The sequence below is a fragment of the Nocardioides lianchengensis genome, assembly GCF_900101465.1.
Taxonomy (GTDB): Bacteria; Actinomycetota; Actinomycetes; order Propionibacteriales; family Nocardioidaceae; genus Nocardioides; species Nocardioides lianchengensis.
In genome coordinates, this window is the sequence record NZ_FMZM01000001.1 from 121,537 (window position 1) to 137,180 (window position 15,644).

Genomic DNA, 15,644 nt, shown 5'->3' on the forward strand with positions numbered 1-15,644 from the left:
TATGGGACAGAAGATCAACCCGAACGGGTTCCGCCTCGGCATCTCCACCGACCACAAGTCGCGGTGGTACGCCGACAAGCTCTACAAGTCGTACGTCGGCGAGGACGTCGCCATCCGCAAGCTGCTCAGCAAGGGCATGGAGCGGGCCGGCATCGCGAAGGTCGAGATCGAGCGCACCCGTGACCGGGTCCGCGTCGACATCCACACCGCGCGTCCGGGCATCGTCATCGGTCGCCGTGGCGCCGAGGCCGACCGCATCCGCGGCGAGCTCGAGAAGCTCACCGGCAAGCAGGTCCAGCTGAACATCCTCGAGGTCAAGAACCCCGAGATCGACGCGCAGCTGGTCGCCCAGGGTGTCGCCGAGCAGCTCGCCGGTCGCGTGCAGTTCCGTCGCGCGATGCGCAAGGCGATGCAGACCTCGATGCGCTCCGGTGCCAAGGGCATCCGGATCCAGTGCTCCGGCCGGCTCAACGGCGCCGAGATGTCGCGCACCGAGTTCTACCGCGAGGGCCGCGTGCCGCTGCACACCCTGCGGGCCGACATCGACTACGGCTTCTACGAGGCCAAGACCACCTTCGGCCGCATCGGCGTGAAGGTCTGGATCTACAAGGGCGAGGTCGCCGGCACCCGTGCCGAGCGCCAGGCCCAGGCCGCTGCCCGCGCCGGTGTCCCCGGTCGCGGTGGCCGCGACGGTGCTCGCGGCGGTGCTCGCGGCGCCGACCGTCCGACCCGTGGCTCGCGTGGCGACCGTCCGACCCGTTCGGACCGTGGCGACGCCGCTCCCGCTGCCGACGCTCCGGCCGAGGCCGCGGCTCCCGCCGCTGAAGCCCCGAAGGAGGCCTGACCATGTTGATGCCCCGTCGTGTCAAGCACCGCAAGCAGCACCACCCCAAGCGGACCGGTGCGGCCAAGGGTGGCACGAAGCTCGCCTTCGGCGACTTCGGCATCCAGGCGGTCGAGGGCCACTACGTGACCAACCGCCAGATCGAGTCGGCGCGTATCGCGATGACCCGTCACATCAAGCGTGGCGGCAAGGTGTGGATCAACATCTACCCCGACCGCCCGCTGACCAAGAAGCCCGCCGAGACCCGGATGGGTTCCGGCAAGGGCTCGCCCGAGTGGTGGGTCGCGAACGTCAAGCCCGGCCGTGTCATGTTCGAACTCTCCGGTGTGGACGAGCTCACCGCCCGCGAGGCCATGCGCCGCGCGATGCACAAGCTCCCCATGAAGTGCCGGTTCATCACCCGTGAGGCAGGTGAATTCTGATGGCGACGACTGCTCACGAGCTCGACGAGATGAACGACATCGACCTCGAGGCCAAGCTGCGCGAGGCCAAGGAGGAGCTCTTCAACCTCCGCTTCCAGGCGGCCACCGGCCAGCTGGAGAGCCACGGCCGGCTCCGCACGGTCAAGAAGGACATCGCCCGGATCTACACCGTGGTGCGTGAGCGCGAGCTCGGCATCCGGACCGCCCCGGGCTCGAACGACGAGGATGGTGCCGCATGAGCGAGCAGACCCCGACCACCGAGCGCAACGCGCGCAAGGTCCGCGAGGGCCTGGTCGTCAGCGACAAGATGGACAAGACCGTCGTCGTGTCCGTCGAGGACCGCGTGAAGCACGCCCTGTACGGCAAGGTCCTGCGCCGCACGAGCAAGCTCAAGGCGCACGACGAGGCCAACGAGTGCGGCATCGGCGACCGGGTCCTCCTCATGGAGACCCGCCCGCTGTCCGCCACCAAGCGCTGGCGCGTCGTCCAGGTCATCGAGAAGGCCAAGTGATCCGGAGGGCCCAGCCCTCCACCCAACACCGTTCGGCCAGGCTCGTCTCCCGTGAGGGGACGAGAACCGGCTCGACAAGGAGAGAACAGTGATTCAGCAGGAGTCGCGACTCAAGGTCGCCGACAACACCGGTGCGAAGGAGATCCTTTGCATCCGTGTTCTCGGTGGCTCGGGTCGGCGCTACGCCGGTATCGGTGACGTCATCGTCGCCACCGTCAAGGACGCGATCCCCGGTGGCAACGTCAAGAAGGGTGACGTCGTCAAGGCCGTCATCGTGCGCACCGTCAAGGAGCGCCGTCGTGCCGACGGTTCGTACATCCGCTTCGACGAGAACGCCGCCGTCATCCTCAAGAACGACGGCGAGCCGCGCGGCACGCGCATCTTCGGCCCCGTCGGCCGCGAGCTGCGCGAGAAGAAGTTCATGAAGATCATCTCGCTGGCGCCGGAGGTGCTGTGATGACCAAGTCGCTGAACATCAAGAAGGGCGACACCGTCAAGGTGATCGCCGGCAAGGACAAGGGCGCCGAGGGCAAGGTCATCCAGGTGCTCCGCGAGGAGCAGCGGGTGATCGTCGAGGGCGTCAACCGCGTCAAGCGGCACACCAAGGTCGTCAACCAGGGCGGTCGCGCCGGCACCACCGGCGGCATCATCACCGCCGAGGCGCCGATCCACGTCTCCAACGTCATGCTCGTCGAGGGCGACGGCGTGACCCGGATCGGCTTCCGCCGTGACGAGGTCACCAAGCGGCGCCCGGACGGCTCGACGTACTCCGCGACGCGCAGCGTCCGCATCTCGCGCAAGACCGGCAAGGAAATCTGATGACCGAGACCCAGACCACCGCGTCCGCGGCCGTCACGCCGCGTCTCAAGACCCGCTACCGCGAGGAGATCCTCCCCGCGCTGAAGTCCGAGTTCGAGATCCCGAACGTCATGCAGGTCCCCGGCCTGGTGAAGATCGTGGTGAACATGGGCGTCGGCGAGGCGGCTCGCGACTCCAAGCTGATCGAGGGTGCGGTCAAGGACCTCACCGCGATCACCGGCCAGAAGCCGCTGGTGACCAAGGCCCGCAAGTCCATCGCGCAGTTCAAGCTCCGCGAGGGCATGCCGATCGGTGCGCACACCACGCTGCGCGGCGACCGGATGTGGGAGTTCCTGGACCGCCTGCTGTCGCTGGCGCTGCCCCGGATCCGCGACTTCCGCGGCCTCAACCCCGGCCAGTTCGACGGTCGTGGCAACTACACCTTCGGTCTGACCGAGCAGGTCATGTTCCACGAGATCGACCAGGACCGGATCGACCGGTCGCGCGGCATGGACATCACCATCGTGACCACGGCCACCAACGACGACCAGGGCCGCGCGCTGCTCAAGCAGCTCGGCTTCCCGTTCAAGGAGAACTGACATGGCGAAGACCGCTCTGAAGGTCAAGGCCGCTAAGAAGCCGAAGTTCGCGGTCCGCGGCTACACCCGCTGCCAGCGCTGCGGCCGGCCCAAGGCCGTCTACCGGAAGTTCGGCCTGTGCCGGATCTGCCTGCGCGAGATGGCGCACCGCGGCGAGCTGCCCGGCGTCACCAAGTCCTCCTGGTGAGTTCCAGGACCCACGACCGCTGAAGGTCGCCCGTCCCTGCGACGAGCGAAACCACAGAAGAGAGAGAACGACCTTCCATGACGATGACTGACCCGATCGCAGACATGCTCACTCGTCTGCGCAACGCCAACCAGGCGTACCACGACGCGGTTTCCATGCCGTACAGCAAGCTCAAGCAGGGTGTCGCCGACATCCTGAAGCAGGAGGGTTACATCACGTCGTACGACGTGGCGGAGCCCGCCGAGGGCGAGGTCGGCAAGACGCTGACCATCACCCTGAAGTACGGCCGCAACCGCGAGCGCTCCATCGCCGGCGTTCGCCGCATCAGCAAGCCGGGCCTGCGGGTCTACGCCAAGCACACGGGTCTCCCGAAGGTGCTCGGCGGTCTGGGGGTCGCGATCATCTCGACCAGCCAGGGCCTGCTGACCGACCGCCAGGCGAACCAGAAGGGCGTGGGTGGGGAAGTCCTCGCCTACGTCTGGTGACGACGAGAACTGCGAAGGAGTAACAACAGCATGTCGCGCATTGGCAAGCTCCCCGTCGCGGTGCCCTCGGGCGTCGACGTGGCGATCGAGGGCCAGCTGGTGACGGTCAAGGGGCCCAAGGGCACCCTGTCCCACACCGTGGCCTCCCCGATCACCGTCGAGAAGTCCGATGGCGTCCTCGACGTCAAGCGTCCCGACGAGGAGCGCATCAGCAAGTCGCTCCACGGCCTGACCCGCACGCTGGTCAACAACATGGTCGTGGGGGTGACGGACGGTTACGAGAAGAAGCTCGAGATCGTCGGCGTCGGTTACCGCGTCCTGTCCAAGGGCCCCACCCAGCTGGAGTTCCAGCTCGGGTACTCCCACCCGATCATCTTCGACGCGCCGGAGGGCATCACCTTCGCCGTCGAGAGCCCCACCAAGCTCGGTGTGCTCGGCATCGACAAGCAGCTCGTCGGCGAGGTGGCCGCCAAGATCCGCAAGCTGCGCAAGCCGGAGCCCTACAAGGGCAAGGGCGTCCGTTACTCCGGCGAGCACATCCGCCGCAAGGTCGGAAAGGCTGGTAAGTGACATGGCGATCTCGCTGAAGAACAACAAGCACACCGCGTCGCGCGTGCGCTCGCGCCTGCGCCGTCAGGTGCGGGGCCGCAAGAAGGTCGCCGGCACTCCCGAGCGTCCGCGCCTGGTCGTGACCCGCAGCGCCAAGCACATCACCGTCCAGGTCGTCGACGACCTGGTCGGCAAGACGCTGGCCTACGCCTCCACCATGGAGGCCGACCTGCGCTCGACCGACGGCGACAAGACCGCCAAGGCCAAGCGCGTGGGCGAGCTCGTCGCCGAGCGCGCCAAGGCTGCCGGGATCGACGGCGTGGTCTTCGACCGTGCCGGCAACAAGTACCACGGTCGCGTCGCGGCCCTGGCGGACGGCGCCCGCTCGGGCGGCCTGACCTTCTGATCGCAAGAGCCAGAAAGAGAAGAGGAAAAGTCTCATGAGCGGAGCCCAGCGCGGACAGCGCGGTGGCGGGCGCCAGGGGGGTCGCGACGACCGTCGCGGCGGCCAGGCTGCTGACAAGACCGCCTACATCGAGCGCGTCGTTGCGATCAACCGTGTCGCCAAGGTCGTGAAGGGTGGTCGTCGCTTCAGCTTCACCGCCCTCGTGGTCGTCGGTGACGGTGAAGGTCTGGTCGGCGTCGGCTACGGCAAGGCCAAGGAAGTTCCCGCGGCGATCGCCAAGGGTGTCGAGGAGGCGAAGAAGGCTTTCTTCCGCGTCCCCCGCATCCAGGGCACCATCCCGCACCCGGTCCAGGGTGAGAAGGCCGCCGGCGTGGTCATGCTGCGCCCGGCCGCTCCCGGTACCGGCGTCATCGCCGGTGGCCCGGTGCGTGCGGTGCTGGAGTGCGCCGGCATCCACGACATCCTGAGCAAGTCGCTCGGGTCGTCGAACCAGATCAACATCGTGCACGCGACCGTCGAGGCGCTGCGCATGCTGGAGCAGCCGGAGCAGGTCGCGGCTCGTCGTGGCCTGCCCGTCGAGTCCGTCGCCCCGGCCGCGCTGCTGAAGGCGCGCGCCGAGGTCGTCGCCCCTGCGGGGGGTGTCTCCTGATGGCTCAGCTGAAGGTGCGTCAGGACCGCGGTCTCGTGGGCCTGAAGCGGAACCAGCGCGAGACCCTGCGCACGCTCGGTCTCAAGCGCATCGGCGACGTCGTCGTCAAGGAGGACCGGCCGGAGATCCGCGGCATGGTCAACACCGTCCGTCACCTGGTGACGGTCGAGGAGGTGGAGTGACATGACGCTCAAGCTGCACCACCTGCGCCCCGCGCCCGGTGCCAAGACCGCGAAGACCCGTGTGGGTCGCGGTGAGGGCTCCAAGGGCAAGACGTCGGGTCGCGGTACCAAGGGCACCAAGGCCCGCTACCAGGTTCCGGTCGCCTTCGAGGGTGGCCAGATGCCGATCCACATGCGGCTCCCCAAGCTGAAGGGGTTCAAGAACCCGTTCAAGGTGGAGTTCCAGGTCGTCAACCTCGACCGGATCAGCTCGCTGTTCCCCGACGGTGGCGCAGTCACCGTCGAGGAGCTCGTGGCTCGGGGTGCGGTCCGCAAGGGCCAGCCCGTCAAGGTTCTCGGCCAGGGCGACCTGACCGTGAAGGTCGACGTCAGCGTCCAGGCGGTCTCCGCCTCGGCGAAGGAGAAGATCGAGGCCGCGGGCGGAACCACCACCCTCGTCTGATTCGTTGTGCTGACGGGCGCGGCGTGGCTGCACTTTCGCAGCCGTGCCGCGCCCGTTGCTGTTCCCGGCCCGTCATTCCGACGTCGCCACCGCGGCGGCCCGGTACCCCTGTTAGGCTTCCCGGGGTTTCTGGGCGCTGTCTGCGGACACCCTGATTTTCTGCACAGGAGAAAGAGGATCGTCTCGTGCTAGGCGCATTCGCCAACGCTTTCCGGACGCCGGACCTGCGGCGCAAGCTGCTGTTCGTCCTGCTGATCATCGTGATCTTCCGGGCCGGTTCGCAGATCCCCGCTCCAGGCGTGCACGTCGCGAACGTCGACACGTGCCTCAACCAGCTGGAGGACTCGAGCCTCTACAGCCTGATCAACCTGTTCTCAGGTGGAGCACTGCTCCAGCTGACGATCTTCGCGCTCGGCATCATGCCGTACATCACCGCCAGCATCATCCTGCAGCTGCTCGTCGTGGTCATCCCGCGGCTCGAAGCGCTGAAGAAGGAGGGCCAGGCGGGCCAGACGAAGATCACGCAGTACACCCGATACCTGACGTTGGGCCTCGCGCTGCTCCAGGCGACCGGCATCGTCGCCCTGGCGCGCTCCGGCAACCTGCTGCAGAACTGCAACCAGCCGCTGCTGCACGACGACGGCACCGCGACCTTCCTGGTCCTCGTGGTCACGATGACCGCCGGCACGGCCGTGATCATGTGGCTCGGTGAGCTGATCACCGACCGCGGCGTCGGCAACGGCATGTCGATCCTGATCTTCACGCAGGTCGTCGCCACCTTCCCGACCGCCCTGTGGGCGGTCCAGAAGTCCCAGGGCTGGTGGACCTTCGGGGTCGTCATGGCCATCGGTCTGGTGATCGTCGCGGCGGTCATCTTCATCGAGCAGGCCCAGCGCCGGATCCCGGTGCAGTACGCGCGCCGGATGGTCGGCCGCAAGATGTTCGGCGGCAGCTCGACGTACATCCCGCTCAAGGTGAACCAGGCCGGCATCATCCCGGTCATCTTCGCCTCGTCGCTGCTCTACCTGCCGGCCATGGCGGTGCAGTTCAACAACACCAGCAGCTCGAAGTGGGTCGGCTGGCTCAACGACTACTTCGTCGACGGCTCGCACCCGCTCTACATGGCGGTCTTCTTCCTGCTCATCATCTTCTTCACCTACTTCTACGTGTCGATCACCTTCAACCCGCAAGAGGTGGCCGACAACATGAAGAAGTACGGCGGCTTCATCCCCGGGATCCGGGCGGGCAAGCCGACCGAGGACTACCTGTCCTACGTCCTGTCCCGCATCACCCTGCCGGGCGCGCTCTACCTCGGGCTCATCTCGCTGATCCCGTTGATCGCGCTGGTTCTCATCGATGCGAACCAGAACTTCCCCTTCGGTGGCACCTCGATCCTGATCATGGTGGGCGTCGCGCTGGACACGGTGAAGCAGATCGAGAGCCAGCTCCAGCAGCGCAACTACGAAGGATTCCTCCGCTAAATGCGACTGATCATCATGGGCCCGCCGGGAGCGGGAAAGGGCACGCAGGCGAAGTTCATCGCCGAGCACTTCGGGATCCCGGCGGTGTCGACGGGCGACATCTTCCGGGCCAACGTCTCGCAGGGCACGCCGCTGGGCCTGGAGGCCAAGCGGTTCATGGACGCGGGGGAGTACGTCCCCGACGAGGTCACCAACCTCATGGTCCGCAACCGGATCGACGAGGAGGACGCCGTACCCGGCTTCCTGCTCGATGGCTATCCCCGCACCCTCGCGCAGGTCGAGGAGCTCGACGGGATGATCAAGTTCACCGGGCACGCGCTGGACGCGGTCGTGGTGCTCACGGTCGACCAGGACGAGATCGTCAGCCGGCTGCTGCAGCGGGCCCAGGTCGAGGGTCGCACCGACGACACCGAGGACGTCATCCGTCGTCGCCAGGAGCTGTACGCCGAGCAGACCGAGCCGCTGATCGAGGTCTACCGCGAGCGCGGGCTGCTGCAGGAGATCGACGGCATGGGCGAGGTCGACGACGTCACCAAGCGCATCTTCGAGGCACTGGACGTCCTCCCGGAGAGCTGAGCGGAGACGCGCCAGCGGCTCCGCTGATGGTGGTCGAGCAAGACGCGCGACTGAGGAACGAAGTCGCGACCGCCGTGTCGAGACCGGATGACTGACGGAGAACAGGTATGGGATTTCTCGACCGCGGTCTGGAGATCAAGACGCCGGACCAGGTGCTCCTGATGCGGCAGGCCGGCCTCGTGGTCGGCCGGACGCTGGAGCTGTTGCGCGCCGCCGTACGGCCGGGGATCAGCACGGCCGAGCTCGACGCGATCGCGGAGGACAACATCCGGTCCTCCGGGGCCACGCCGTCGTTCCTGGGCTACCACGGGTTCCCCGCGTCGATCTGCGCCTCGGTCAACGACGAGGTCGTGCACGGCATCCCCGGGTCCCGGGTCCTGGCGGCCGGGGACGTCATCTCGATCGACTGCGGCGCGATCGTCGACGGCTGGCACGGCGACGCGGCCCTGACCGTCGCGGTCGGTGAGGTGCCCGAGGAGGTCACCGAGCTGATGGCGGTCACCGAGGCCGCCATGTGGCACGGGATCGGCGCCGCCCGCGTGGGCGGTCGGGTCACCGACATCTCGCACGCGGTCGAGAAGCACGTCCGGGGTGCCGGTTCCTACGGCATCCTCGAGGACTACGTCGGCCACGGGATCGGCTCGGCGATGCACCTGCCGCCGAACGTGCCGAACGTCGGCAAGCCGGGCCGCGGCCCGCGCCTGGTCCAGGGTCTGGCCCTGGCCGTGGAGCCGATGGTCACCCTGGGGGGCAAACGGACCGACGTCCTCGACGACGACTGGACGGTCGTCACGACGGACGGCAGCTGGGCCGCGCACTTCGAGAACACGTTCGTGCTGACCGACGCCGGCACCTGGGTGCTGACCGCGCTCGACGGTGGCGAGCAGGCGCTCGCCACTCTCGGCGTCCCATTCGGGCCGCTGGGCGACTGACGCTCGCTCAGGCGCTGGCGCGGTCCTGCTCGCGGGCGTTGTCCGCGGCCAGCCGCGAGGCGTCCTCCAGGGCGCCGGCGGCCTCGCGCAGCGCGCGCACGTGGTCGGCCTGCCACTGGGCGTCGAAGCGCTCCCGGTCGCGCCCGACCCAGTCGGTCGCCGCGAGTCGGGTGCTCAGCCTGGTCTCCAAGGCCCGGATCCGGTCGGCCACGGTCGCCATCTGCACGGCGAGCTCGTGGACCACCTCGGTGTTCATGCCGATCACGCGAAGACCCCCTCCTGCTCCTCCACGGCCTCGCGGGCCAGATCGCGCAGCCGCTCGGCCAGCTCCTCGACCCGCCGAGGGTGGGCCGAGACGGACGCCGTCGCGGGATCGGCGAGCACCGACCAGCTGCCCTTCGAGCCGGTCCAGACGCCGGTGAGCACCGGCCGGTGGCTGCGAGCGGGCGAGCCGACCGGACCCGCCTCCACCTTGACGACGTCGGCCCGCAGGTGCGCCTCGCCCAGGCGTACGGCGAGCTCCGGCGGGGCCTCCGCATCGACCTCGGCGTCGAGGTGGACCGGTTCTCCCGTGCCGTCGGCCGCTCCGGGCGCGATCGCCGCGGCCACCAGCAGCTCGGGGAGATCGGCGGCCCGGGCCAGGGCGAAGCGGTGCAGCCCGTCGGGTCCGACCTCCTCCAGCAGCACCACCTCGTGCACGACGTGGGCGTACCAGAAGTCCTGGCGACCGGTCGCGGTGCGCGCCACCGCGACGACCGTGCGCGCCGCCTCGCGCAGGGTGACGGTCGACCTGACGTCCTCGCGCACCAGCACCTCGCCCGCGGCCCGGTCGGCCGCGGACGGGTCCGGGGTGTCGACGAGACCGCGGGAGACCAGTCCGCGGAACGCCGTACGGCGGACCGCGTCGAGGGCCGCGTCCGGCACCGTGTCGAGGTAGGGGGTCACCACGACGCCGGGCCCGCTCGTGAGGACGCTGAGCTCCTCGTCGGTGAGCACCTCGAGGGTGCGGACGTCGACGTCCGTGACGGTCATGAACCTGCTCCTGCCGGTAGGCGCGTGGGGGCGAGCTGTCGACGGGCCCAGTCGAGGGCTCCGTCGACCTGGGCCCGGGCCCAGCCGTCGGGCGCCCAGGTCCCGTGGGCCAGGCGGGAGAGGAACCCGCCGATCTGCTGGCGGTTGTCCCAAGCGGAGTTGCCGAGGCTCCACACGGAGTAGGCGACGGCCCCCACGCCGGCGGCGGTCAGGACGACGGGCGCCGAGACCAGGCCGACGGCGCCGGCGATGAGCACCCCGGCGCTCGCCGCGCCGATCGCGCCGAACCCGCGGGCTCCCCACTCGCGCCAGCCGCTGTAGCCGTGCCCGGTGATCGCGTCCTTCAACCCGCTGTAGACCGTGACCGGGAGCAGGAACCGCCCGAGGCCGCCGGTCAGCTTCCCGTTGAGGGCGGCCATCGCGTCCCGGACCGCCTCGAACCGGCTCAGCGCCGCGAACCCGGTGGCGGGCAGCTGCAGCGCGCGGACGAAGGCGGCGAGCAGCGCCCCCTTCTCCAGGACGCCCTTCGTGTCCCACAGGGCCTTGCCGAGCGGGAAGGCGTCCGCCACGAAGTCGAGCACGGCCCAGCCCCAGCCGGCGTGCCGGGTCTCGCCGCTCGCCCGGTCCTGCTCGACGGCGTTCGCCTCGAGCAGGTCGCCGGCCGTCTCCAGCGCGGACGAGACGCCGGCCAGCTGCATCGAGGCGAAGCCCGCCCACTCGTCCTTGCACCGGGCCGCGTCCGCGCCCTGCCACTCGTGGGCGGCGTCGAGCCCGCGGGCCAGCTGGGCGGTCAGGTCACGGAGCTCGTCGGCCCCGGCGCGGAGGTCCGTGGCGAGCGCGCGGAGCTCGTCGGTGTCGGCGCCCACCAGTCCGGTCATGTCTGGAGGGTAGGGACGGGGTACCGGACATGTCAGTCGGAGACTTCCGGGTCGTGGCCCACGGGACGAGCCGTGGCGCGGAGCGGTCGACGACCGTGCGAGGATGAGCGCCGCAGGAGGGGAGTATTCCTTCGTCACGACATCGTCAGCACGTCCGGCACGAACGCCGGTCCGGGGTCGTGGGCCGCGCGCGTCGTGGCGGAAGAGACCTCAGGCGCCAACCGCCGTCCCCTGACCTGGAGGAACACCTGTGGACGTATCCGCCCTCGAATGGGGCATCACGATCGCCGTCACGGTGGCCGTGCTGCTCTTCGACGTCGTCATCATCGCCCGCGACCCGCACGAGCCCTCGCTGCGCGAGTGCGCGATCGCGCTGAGCGTGTACGTCGGCGCCGCGGTCGCCTTCGGGGTGTGGGTGCTGCTCTTCCACGGCCACGACTACGGCATCGAGTTCTACGCCGGCTGGCTGACCGAGTACAGCCTCTCGATCGACAACCTGTTCGTCTTCATCATCCTGATGGCCGCGCTGAAGGTCCCGCGCGAGTACCAGCAGGAGGCGCTGATGGTGGGCATCATCCTGGCGCTGATCTTCCGCGGCATCTTCATCGCGCTGGGCTACCAGCTGATCAACAACTTCAGCTGGGTCTTCTACATCTTCGGCGCGTTCCTGGTCTACACGGCCGTCAGCCTGGTGAAGTCGTACCGCAGCCACGACGAGGAGCACCCGGAGGAGAACCGGATCGTCCGGTTCGCGCAGTCCCACCTCAACGTGGGGGAGCGCTTCGAGGGCCTCAAGCTCTGGTACCACGAGAACGGCGTCCGGGTGATCTCGCCGATGCTGATCGTGATCATCGCGCTCGGCACCACCGACCTGCTCTTCGCGCTCGACTCGATCCCGGCGATCTTCGGCATCACCCAGGAGCCCTACCTCGTCTTCACCGCGAACGTGTTCGCGCTCATGGGCCTGCGGCAGCTGTACTTCCTGCTCGGTGGTCTGCTCGAGCGCCTGGTCTACCTGTCCCTGGGCCTGGCCTTCATCCTGGCGTTCATCGGCGTCAAGCTGGTCCTGCACGCGATGCACGAGAACGAGCTGGGCTTCCTCAACGGCGGCGAGCACTTCGACGTCCCGGACATCTCGTCGCTGCTCAGCCTGGGCGTCATCATCGTGACCCTCGTGCTCACGACCGTGGCCAGCCTGATCAAGGACAAGAAGGACCGCGAGGACGACCCCGCGGCCGTGTGATCACGGAATAGCCGTGGACCGGAGGGGGTTGGGTCGTCGATGAGCGACCTCCCGACCCTCTCCGTCCTGGACCTGGTGCCGGTCCGCAGCGACCAGGACACCGCCGACGCCATCGCGGCCACCCTCGCGCTGGCCCGGGTGGCCGACGACCTGGGCTACCGGCGCTACTGGCTGGCCGAGCACCACAACATGCCGGCCGTCGCCGCGACCAACCCGCCCGTGCTGATCGGGATGGTCGCCGGCGCCACCCGGCGACTGCGGGTGGGCTCGGGCGGCGTGATGCTGCCCAACCACGCCCCCCTCGTCGTCGCCGAGCAGTTCGCGCTCCTCGAGGCCGCCTACCCCGGACGGATCGACCTCGGCATCGGCCGCGCCCCCGGCACCGACCCGGTGACCGGCTGGGCGCTGCGGCACGGCGCCGGCGGGGTCACCGACGAGGCGGTCAGCCGCTTCCCCGAGTACGTCGAGAACGTGCTCGCCATGATGGAGCCGGACGGTGTCGGCCTGGCCGTCCAGGGCCGCACCCACGTGCTGCGAGCCACGCCCGCGGCCCGCTCGGTGCCACAGATCTGGCTGCTCGGCTCCTCCGACTACTCGGCGCTGCTCGCCGCGGAGAAGGGGATGCCGTACGTCTTCGCCCACCACTTCTCGGGCAATGGGACCGGCGAGGCCCTGGCGCTCTACCGCTCGCGCTTCCGGCCCTCACCCGAGCTGGCCGCGCCGCGCACCTTCCTGACCGTCAACGCATCGGTCGCCGCGGACGCGGCCGAGGCCCGTCGTCGCGCCCTGCCCCAGCTGCAGATGATGCTGGCGCTGCGCAGCGGGCAGCCGCTCGGCCCGCAGGTCAGCGTCGAGGAGGCCGAGCAGGCCGAGCTCAGCGACGCGCAGTGGGCGAGCATCGACGCGATGGCCGAGCGGTGGGTGATCGGAACCCCCGCGGAGGCCCGCACCCGCATCGCGGACCTCGCCGCGTCGTACGACGTCGACGAGGTGATGGTCAACTCGGTGGCCGGTGCCGCCGCCGGCACCGAGCCCGGCACCAGCCCCGCACGCGAGGAGACCCTGCGCCTCCTGGTGGGCTGAGCCGCAGCAATTAGTGATTCTCGTCAGGTTTTGACTAAACTGGCGTGTCGGCCCAACGTGGGTCTGCCCTGTGGTGCCTCGCGGCTGCCCGGAACACCAGTGAACAGCTCGGAAGAGCCGTCCGCTGCGTGCCTGGGAAGAGAACCAGGGGGCGGCTGCACGAGGTCCACCGCCCGTCCGCGGGTGGAGGTTCCCGGGCCAGCCGTGACCGGTCCGTGCCGGTCCCGGTGCAGCAAACGGTAGACATCCAAGCGACAGATTGTGGAGGACATGCCGAAGAAAGAAGGCGTGATCGAGCTCGAGGGCACCATTACGGAAGCCCTGCCTAATGCCATGTTCCGCGTCGAGCTGAGCAACGGCCACAAGGTTCTCGCCCACATCAGCGGCAAGATGCGCCAGCACTACATCCGGATCCTCCCCGAGGACCGCGTGGTGGTGGAGCTCTCGCCGTACGACCTCACCCGAGGTCGGATCGTATACCGCTACAAGTAGCAGCAGCCGAGAAATCGAGAGGACCTCCTCGTGAAGGTCAACCCCAGCGTCAAGCCCATCTGTGACAAGTGCAAGGTGATCCGTCGCCACGGCCGCGTCATGGTGATCTGCGAGAACCCGCGCCACAAGCAGCGCCAGGGTTAGGTCGCTCGCGACCAAGGTCGAGTAGCCCGTGAGGAACGAGCGGGCGTATTGAGACCCAGCAGAACCGCACCACCACAACTGCACACACCTCAACGTGATCGCTTAGTCGGTCCCTGGCGACAGGGCCGGCGAACCACCTCCGGAGCAGCGGCCGGAGCCCGGCGGAGCCGGGACGCGACACGAACGAAACCGTTGTGAACCAGAGAAGGAACGCCACATGGCACGCCTCGTCGGTGTTGACCTCCCGCGCGACAAGCGCATCGAGATCGCACTCACCTACATCTACGGCATCGGCCGTACCCGCGCCCAGCAGCTGCTGGAGGCCACCGGGGTCAGCCCCGACCTCCGCGTCCACCAGCTGGGTGACGAGGAGCTGGTCAAGCTCCGTGACGAGATCGAAGCCAACTTCAAGATCGAGGGTGACCTCCGTCGCGAGGTCCAGGCTGACATCCGCCGCAAGATCGAGATCGGCAGCTACCAGGGTCGCCGCCACCGCATGGGCCTCCCGGTCCGCGGTCAGCGCACCAAGACCAACGCGCGCACCCGCAAGGGTCCGAAGCGCACGGTTGCCGGCAAGAAGAAGGCGAAGTGATCTGCGCGTCCTCGCGCTGATCCTCGTTCACAGAGCTCTTTCAGACCAGAACCTCAGGAGATAACTGCATGCCTCCCAAGAGCCGCACTGCGGCCGGCGCCAAGAAGGTGCGTCGCAAGGAGAAGAAGAACGTCGCTCAGGGCGAAGCCCACATCAAGAGCACGTTCAACAACACGATCGTCACGATCACCGACCCGACCGGTGCGGTGATCTCGTGGGCCTCGGCCGGCACCGTCGGCTTCAAGGGCTCGCGCAAGTCCACCCCGTTCGCCGCGCAGATGGCCGCCGAGGCTGCTGGTCGCCGGGCGATGGAGCACGGCATGAAGAAGATCGACGTCTTCGTCAAGGGCCCGGGCTCGGGCCGCGAGACGGCGATCCGGTCCCTGGGTGCGATCGGCCTCGAGGTCGGCACCATCCAGGACGTCACGCCCACGCCCCACAACGGTTGCCGCCCGCCCAAGCGCCGGCGCGTCTGACCGCCCGAACGGAATAGGAGACTTACGTAATGGCCCGTTACACCGGCCCCATGACCCGCAAGTCGCGCCGTCTCGGCGTCGACCTCGTCGGTGGGGACGCCGCGTTCGAGCGCCGTCCCTACGCCCCCGGCCAGCACGGCCGTGCGCGCATCAAGGAGAGCGAGTACCGCTCGCAGCTGCAGGAGAAGCAGAAGGCCCGCTTCACCTACGGCGTCCTGGAGCGTCAGTTCCACAACTACTACGTCGAGGCTTCGCGGCGCGCCGGCAAGACCGGTGACAACCTGCTGCAGCTCCTCGAGTGCCGCCTCGACAACGTGGTCTACCGCGCCGGCTTCGCCCGGACGCGTCGCCACGCCCGCCAGCTGGTGACCCACGGTCACTTCCTGGTCAACGGCAAGAAGGTCGACATCCCGTCCTTCCAGGTGACCGCGCACGACATCATCGACGTGCGTGAGAAGTCGCTCGAGACGACCCCGTTCATCGTGGCTCGCGAGACCCACGGCGAGCGCGTCGTCCCGGCGTGGCTGGAGGCGCTGCCGAACCGGATGCGCGTCCTCGTGCACCAGCTCCCCACCCGGGCCCAGATCGACCTCCCGGTCCAGGAGCAGCTCATCGTCGAGTACTACTCGAAGAAGTAACCA

General features: G+C 68.7%; 27 protein-coding genes. 24 read left to right on the forward strand and 3 right to left on the reverse strand.

Features of this window, described 5'->3' with window-relative positions; genetic code table 11:
• Position 1: 1 nt before the first annotated feature.
• The 17 genes from rpsC (at position 2) to map (ending at position 9,063) form a co-directional block, all read left to right on the forward strand.
• Positions 2-844, forward strand: coding sequence for a 30S ribosomal protein S3 (gene rpsC / locus BLT76_RS00660; RefSeq protein WP_090849732.1), 843 nt, complete (start codon positions 2-4; stop codon positions 842-844).
• 2 nt (positions 845-846) lie between these two features.
• A complete protein-coding gene (rplP, locus tag BLT76_RS00665; protein ID WP_090849734.1) occupies positions 847-1,266 on the forward strand; it encodes a 50S ribosomal protein L16 in 420 nt (139 codons plus the stop codon).
• Positions 1,266-1,505, forward strand: a complete 240-nt coding sequence (gene rpmC / locus BLT76_RS00670; protein ID WP_090849736.1) for a 50S ribosomal protein L29 — start codon at positions 1,266-1,268, stop codon at positions 1,503-1,505. The genes rplP and rpmC overlap by 1 nt, the downstream gene beginning before the upstream one ends.
• Complete coding sequence (gene rpsQ / locus BLT76_RS00675) at positions 1,502-1,777, forward strand: 30S ribosomal protein S17 (protein ID WP_090849738.1); 276 nt, start codon at positions 1,502-1,504, stop codon at positions 1,775-1,777. Before rpmC ends, rpsQ begins: the two co-directional genes overlap by 4 nt.
• A gap of 88 nt (positions 1,778-1,865) precedes the next feature.
• Positions 1,866-2,234 (forward strand): 50S ribosomal protein L14, encoded by a 369-nt coding sequence (gene rplN, locus BLT76_RS00680; protein ID WP_090849740.1) that lies wholly within the window; start codon positions 1,866-1,868, stop codon positions 2,232-2,234.
• The gene (gene rplX / locus BLT76_RS00685) at positions 2,234-2,596 is read left to right on the forward strand and encodes a 50S ribosomal protein L24 (RefSeq protein ID WP_090849742.1); all 363 of its coding nucleotides are present in this window, start codon (positions 2,234-2,236) and stop codon (positions 2,594-2,596) included. Before rplN ends, rplX begins: the two co-directional genes overlap by 1 nt.
• Complete coding sequence (rplE, locus tag BLT76_RS00690) at positions 2,596-3,174, forward strand: 50S ribosomal protein L5 (RefSeq protein ID WP_090849744.1); 579 nt, start codon at positions 2,596-2,598, stop codon at positions 3,172-3,174. The genes rplX and rplE overlap by 1 nt, the downstream gene beginning before the upstream one ends.
• Position 3,175: 1 nt before the next feature.
• Complete coding sequence (locus BLT76_RS00695; protein WP_090849746.1) at positions 3,176-3,361, forward strand: type Z 30S ribosomal protein S14; 186 nt, start codon at positions 3,176-3,178, stop codon at positions 3,359-3,361.
• Between the two features lie 77 nt (positions 3,362-3,438).
• Positions 3,439-3,846 carry a 30S ribosomal protein S8 gene (gene rpsH / locus BLT76_RS00700; protein ID WP_056151934.1) on the forward strand — a complete coding sequence of 136 codons (408 nt, stop codon included), beginning with the start codon at positions 3,439-3,441 and terminating at the stop codon, positions 3,844-3,846.
• A gap of 30 nt (positions 3,847-3,876) precedes the next feature.
• A complete protein-coding gene (rplF, locus tag BLT76_RS00705) occupies positions 3,877-4,416 on the forward strand; it encodes a 50S ribosomal protein L6 (RefSeq protein ID WP_090849748.1) in 540 nt (179 codons plus the stop codon).
• A 1-nt stretch (position 4,417) separates the two neighbouring features.
• Positions 4,418-4,801 carry a 50S ribosomal protein L18 gene (gene rplR, locus BLT76_RS00710; RefSeq protein WP_090849750.1) on the forward strand — a complete coding sequence of 128 codons (384 nt, stop codon included), beginning with the start codon at positions 4,418-4,420 and terminating at the stop codon, positions 4,799-4,801.
• 34 nt (positions 4,802-4,835) lie between these two features.
• Positions 4,836-5,450 carry a 30S ribosomal protein S5 gene (gene rpsE, locus BLT76_RS00715; protein ID WP_090849752.1) on the forward strand — a complete coding sequence of 205 codons (615 nt, stop codon included), beginning with the start codon at positions 4,836-4,838 and terminating at the stop codon, positions 5,448-5,450.
• Positions 5,450-5,632 (forward strand): 50S ribosomal protein L30, encoded by a 183-nt coding sequence (gene rpmD / locus BLT76_RS00720; RefSeq protein ID WP_090849754.1) that lies wholly within the window; start codon positions 5,450-5,452, stop codon positions 5,630-5,632. Before rpsE ends, rpmD begins: the two co-directional genes overlap by 1 nt.
• A gap of 1 nt (position 5,633) precedes the next feature.
• Positions 5,634-6,074, forward strand: a complete 441-nt coding sequence (rplO, locus tag BLT76_RS00725) for a 50S ribosomal protein L15 (protein ID WP_090849756.1) — start codon at positions 5,634-5,636, stop codon at positions 6,072-6,074.
• Between the two features lie 185 nt (positions 6,075-6,259).
• The gene (secY, locus tag BLT76_RS00730; protein WP_090849758.1) at positions 6,260-7,555 is read left to right on the forward strand and encodes a preprotein translocase subunit SecY; all 1,296 of its coding nucleotides are present in this window, start codon (positions 6,260-6,262) and stop codon (positions 7,553-7,555) included.
• The gene (locus tag BLT76_RS00735; RefSeq protein ID WP_090849760.1) at positions 7,556-8,131 is read left to right on the forward strand and encodes an adenylate kinase; all 576 of its coding nucleotides are present in this window, start codon (positions 7,556-7,558) and stop codon (positions 8,129-8,131) included. It abuts the gene before it with no gap.
• A gap of 107 nt (positions 8,132-8,238) precedes the next feature.
• Positions 8,239-9,063 (forward strand): type I methionyl aminopeptidase, encoded by an 825-nt coding sequence (gene map, locus BLT76_RS00740; protein ID WP_090849762.1) that lies wholly within the window; start codon positions 8,239-8,241, stop codon positions 9,061-9,063.
• A gap of 7 nt (positions 9,064-9,070) precedes the next feature.
• Here map and BLT76_RS00745 read toward each other — a convergent pair whose 3' ends face one another.
• The 3 genes from BLT76_RS00745 to BLT76_RS00755 are packed head-to-tail and all read right to left on the reverse strand — an operon-like array spanning position 9,071 to position 10,973.
• The gene (locus BLT76_RS00745) at positions 9,071-9,319 is read right to left on the reverse strand and encodes a hypothetical protein (RefSeq protein WP_139175363.1); all 249 of its coding nucleotides are present in this window, start codon (positions 9,317-9,319) and stop codon (positions 9,071-9,073) included.
• 5 nt (positions 9,320-9,324) lie between these two features.
• Positions 9,325-10,095 (reverse strand): hypothetical protein, encoded by a 771-nt coding sequence (locus tag BLT76_RS00750; protein WP_090849766.1) that lies wholly within the window; start codon positions 10,093-10,095, stop codon positions 9,325-9,327.
• A complete protein-coding gene (locus tag BLT76_RS00755; RefSeq protein WP_090849768.1) occupies positions 10,092-10,973 on the reverse strand; it encodes a WXG100 family type VII secretion target in 882 nt (293 codons plus the stop codon). Before BLT76_RS00755 ends, BLT76_RS00750 begins: the two co-directional genes overlap by 4 nt.
• Positions 10,974-11,223: 250 nt before the next feature.
• Between BLT76_RS00755 and BLT76_RS00760 the strand changes: the two genes are divergently transcribed.
• From BLT76_RS00760 to rpsD, 7 genes are all read left to right on the forward strand, one after another.
• The gene (locus BLT76_RS00760; protein WP_090849770.1) at positions 11,224-12,216 is read left to right on the forward strand and encodes a TerC family protein; all 993 of its coding nucleotides are present in this window, start codon (positions 11,224-11,226) and stop codon (positions 12,214-12,216) included.
• Positions 12,217-12,255: 39 nt separating this feature from the next.
• Positions 12,256-13,299 (forward strand): LLM class flavin-dependent oxidoreductase, encoded by a 1,044-nt coding sequence (locus tag BLT76_RS00765; RefSeq protein WP_090849772.1) that lies wholly within the window; start codon positions 12,256-12,258, stop codon positions 13,297-13,299.
• A 270-nt stretch (positions 13,300-13,569) separates the two neighbouring features.
• A complete protein-coding gene (gene infA, locus BLT76_RS00770) occupies positions 13,570-13,791 on the forward strand; it encodes a translation initiation factor IF-1 (RefSeq protein WP_026145687.1) in 222 nt (73 codons plus the stop codon).
• 30 nt (positions 13,792-13,821) lie between these two features.
• Positions 13,822-13,935, forward strand: coding sequence for a 50S ribosomal protein L36 (gene rpmJ / locus BLT76_RS00775; RefSeq protein ID WP_004008316.1), 114 nt, complete (start codon positions 13,822-13,824; stop codon positions 13,933-13,935).
• Positions 13,936-14,152: 217 nt separating this feature from the next.
• Positions 14,153-14,527 carry a 30S ribosomal protein S13 gene (gene rpsM, locus BLT76_RS00780; protein WP_090849774.1) on the forward strand — a complete coding sequence of 125 codons (375 nt, stop codon included), beginning with the start codon at positions 14,153-14,155 and terminating at the stop codon, positions 14,525-14,527.
• A 68-nt stretch (positions 14,528-14,595) separates the two neighbouring features.
• Complete coding sequence (rpsK, locus tag BLT76_RS00785) at positions 14,596-15,003, forward strand: 30S ribosomal protein S11 (RefSeq protein ID WP_090849777.1); 408 nt, start codon at positions 14,596-14,598, stop codon at positions 15,001-15,003.
• A gap of 29 nt (positions 15,004-15,032) precedes the next feature.
• Positions 15,033-15,641: a 30S ribosomal protein S4 gene (gene rpsD, locus BLT76_RS00790; RefSeq protein WP_090849779.1), complete on the forward strand. Its 609-nt coding sequence runs from the start codon at positions 15,033-15,035 to the stop codon at positions 15,639-15,641.
• Positions 15,642-15,644 lie beyond the last annotated feature (3 nt).

Excerpts from the sequence above, each read along its gene's own strand:
- rpsC (WP_090849732.1), top strand. The coding sequence starts at position 2 with ATGGGACAGAAGATCAACCCGAACGGGTTCCGCCTCGGCATCTCCACC.
- rplP (WP_090849734.1), top strand. The coding sequence starts at position 847 with ATGTTGATGCCCCGTCGTGTCAAGCACCGCAAGCAGCACCACCCCAAG.
- rpmC (WP_090849736.1), top strand. The coding sequence starts at position 1,266 with ATGGCGACGACTGCTCACGAGCTCGACGAGATGAACGACATCGACCTC.
- rpsQ (WP_090849738.1), top strand. The coding sequence starts at position 1,502 with ATGAGCGAGCAGACCCCGACCACCGAGCGCAACGCGCGCAAGGTCCGC.
- rplX (WP_090849742.1), top strand. The coding sequence starts at position 2,234 with ATGACCAAGTCGCTGAACATCAAGAAGGGCGACACCGTCAAGGTGATC.
- rplE (WP_090849744.1), top strand. The coding sequence starts at position 2,596 with ATGACCGAGACCCAGACCACCGCGTCCGCGGCCGTCACGCCGCGTCTC.
- BLT76_RS00695 (WP_090849746.1), top strand. The coding sequence starts at position 3,176 with ATGGCGAAGACCGCTCTGAAGGTCAAGGCCGCTAAGAAGCCGAAGTTC.
- rpsH (WP_056151934.1), top strand. The coding sequence starts at position 3,439 with ATGACGATGACTGACCCGATCGCAGACATGCTCACTCGTCTGCGCAAC.
- rplF (WP_090849748.1), top strand. The coding sequence starts at position 3,877 with ATGTCGCGCATTGGCAAGCTCCCCGTCGCGGTGCCCTCGGGCGTCGAC.
- rplR (WP_090849750.1), top strand. The coding sequence starts at position 4,418 with ATGGCGATCTCGCTGAAGAACAACAAGCACACCGCGTCGCGCGTGCGC.
- rpsE (WP_090849752.1), top strand. The coding sequence starts at position 4,836 with ATGAGCGGAGCCCAGCGCGGACAGCGCGGTGGCGGGCGCCAGGGGGGT.
- rpmD (WP_090849754.1), top strand. The coding sequence starts at position 5,450 with ATGGCTCAGCTGAAGGTGCGTCAGGACCGCGGTCTCGTGGGCCTGAAG.
- rplO (WP_090849756.1), top strand. The coding sequence starts at position 5,634 with ATGACGCTCAAGCTGCACCACCTGCGCCCCGCGCCCGGTGCCAAGACC.
- BLT76_RS00735 (WP_090849760.1), top strand. The coding sequence starts at position 7,556 with ATGCGACTGATCATCATGGGCCCGCCGGGAGCGGGAAAGGGCACGCAG.
- map (WP_090849762.1), top strand. The coding sequence starts at position 8,239 with ATGGGATTTCTCGACCGCGGTCTGGAGATCAAGACGCCGGACCAGGTG.
- BLT76_RS00745 (WP_139175363.1), bottom strand. The coding sequence starts at position 9,319 with ATGAACACCGAGGTGGTCCACGAGCTCGCCGTGCAGATGGCGACCGTG.
- BLT76_RS00750 (WP_090849766.1), bottom strand. The coding sequence starts at position 10,095 with ATGACCGTCACGGACGTCGACGTCCGCACCCTCGAGGTGCTCACCGAC.
- BLT76_RS00755 (WP_090849768.1), bottom strand. The coding sequence starts at position 10,973 with ATGACCGGACTGGTGGGCGCCGACACCGACGAGCTCCGCGCGCTCGCC.
- BLT76_RS00765 (WP_090849772.1), top strand. The coding sequence starts at position 12,256 with ATGAGCGACCTCCCGACCCTCTCCGTCCTGGACCTGGTGCCGGTCCGC.
- infA (WP_026145687.1), top strand. The coding sequence starts at position 13,570 with ATGCCGAAGAAAGAAGGCGTGATCGAGCTCGAGGGCACCATTACGGAA.
- rpsM (WP_090849774.1), top strand. The coding sequence starts at position 14,153 with ATGGCACGCCTCGTCGGTGTTGACCTCCCGCGCGACAAGCGCATCGAG.
- rpsK (WP_090849777.1), top strand. The coding sequence starts at position 14,596 with ATGCCTCCCAAGAGCCGCACTGCGGCCGGCGCCAAGAAGGTGCGTCGC.
- rpsD (WP_090849779.1), top strand. The coding sequence starts at position 15,033 with ATGGCCCGTTACACCGGCCCCATGACCCGCAAGTCGCGCCGTCTCGGC.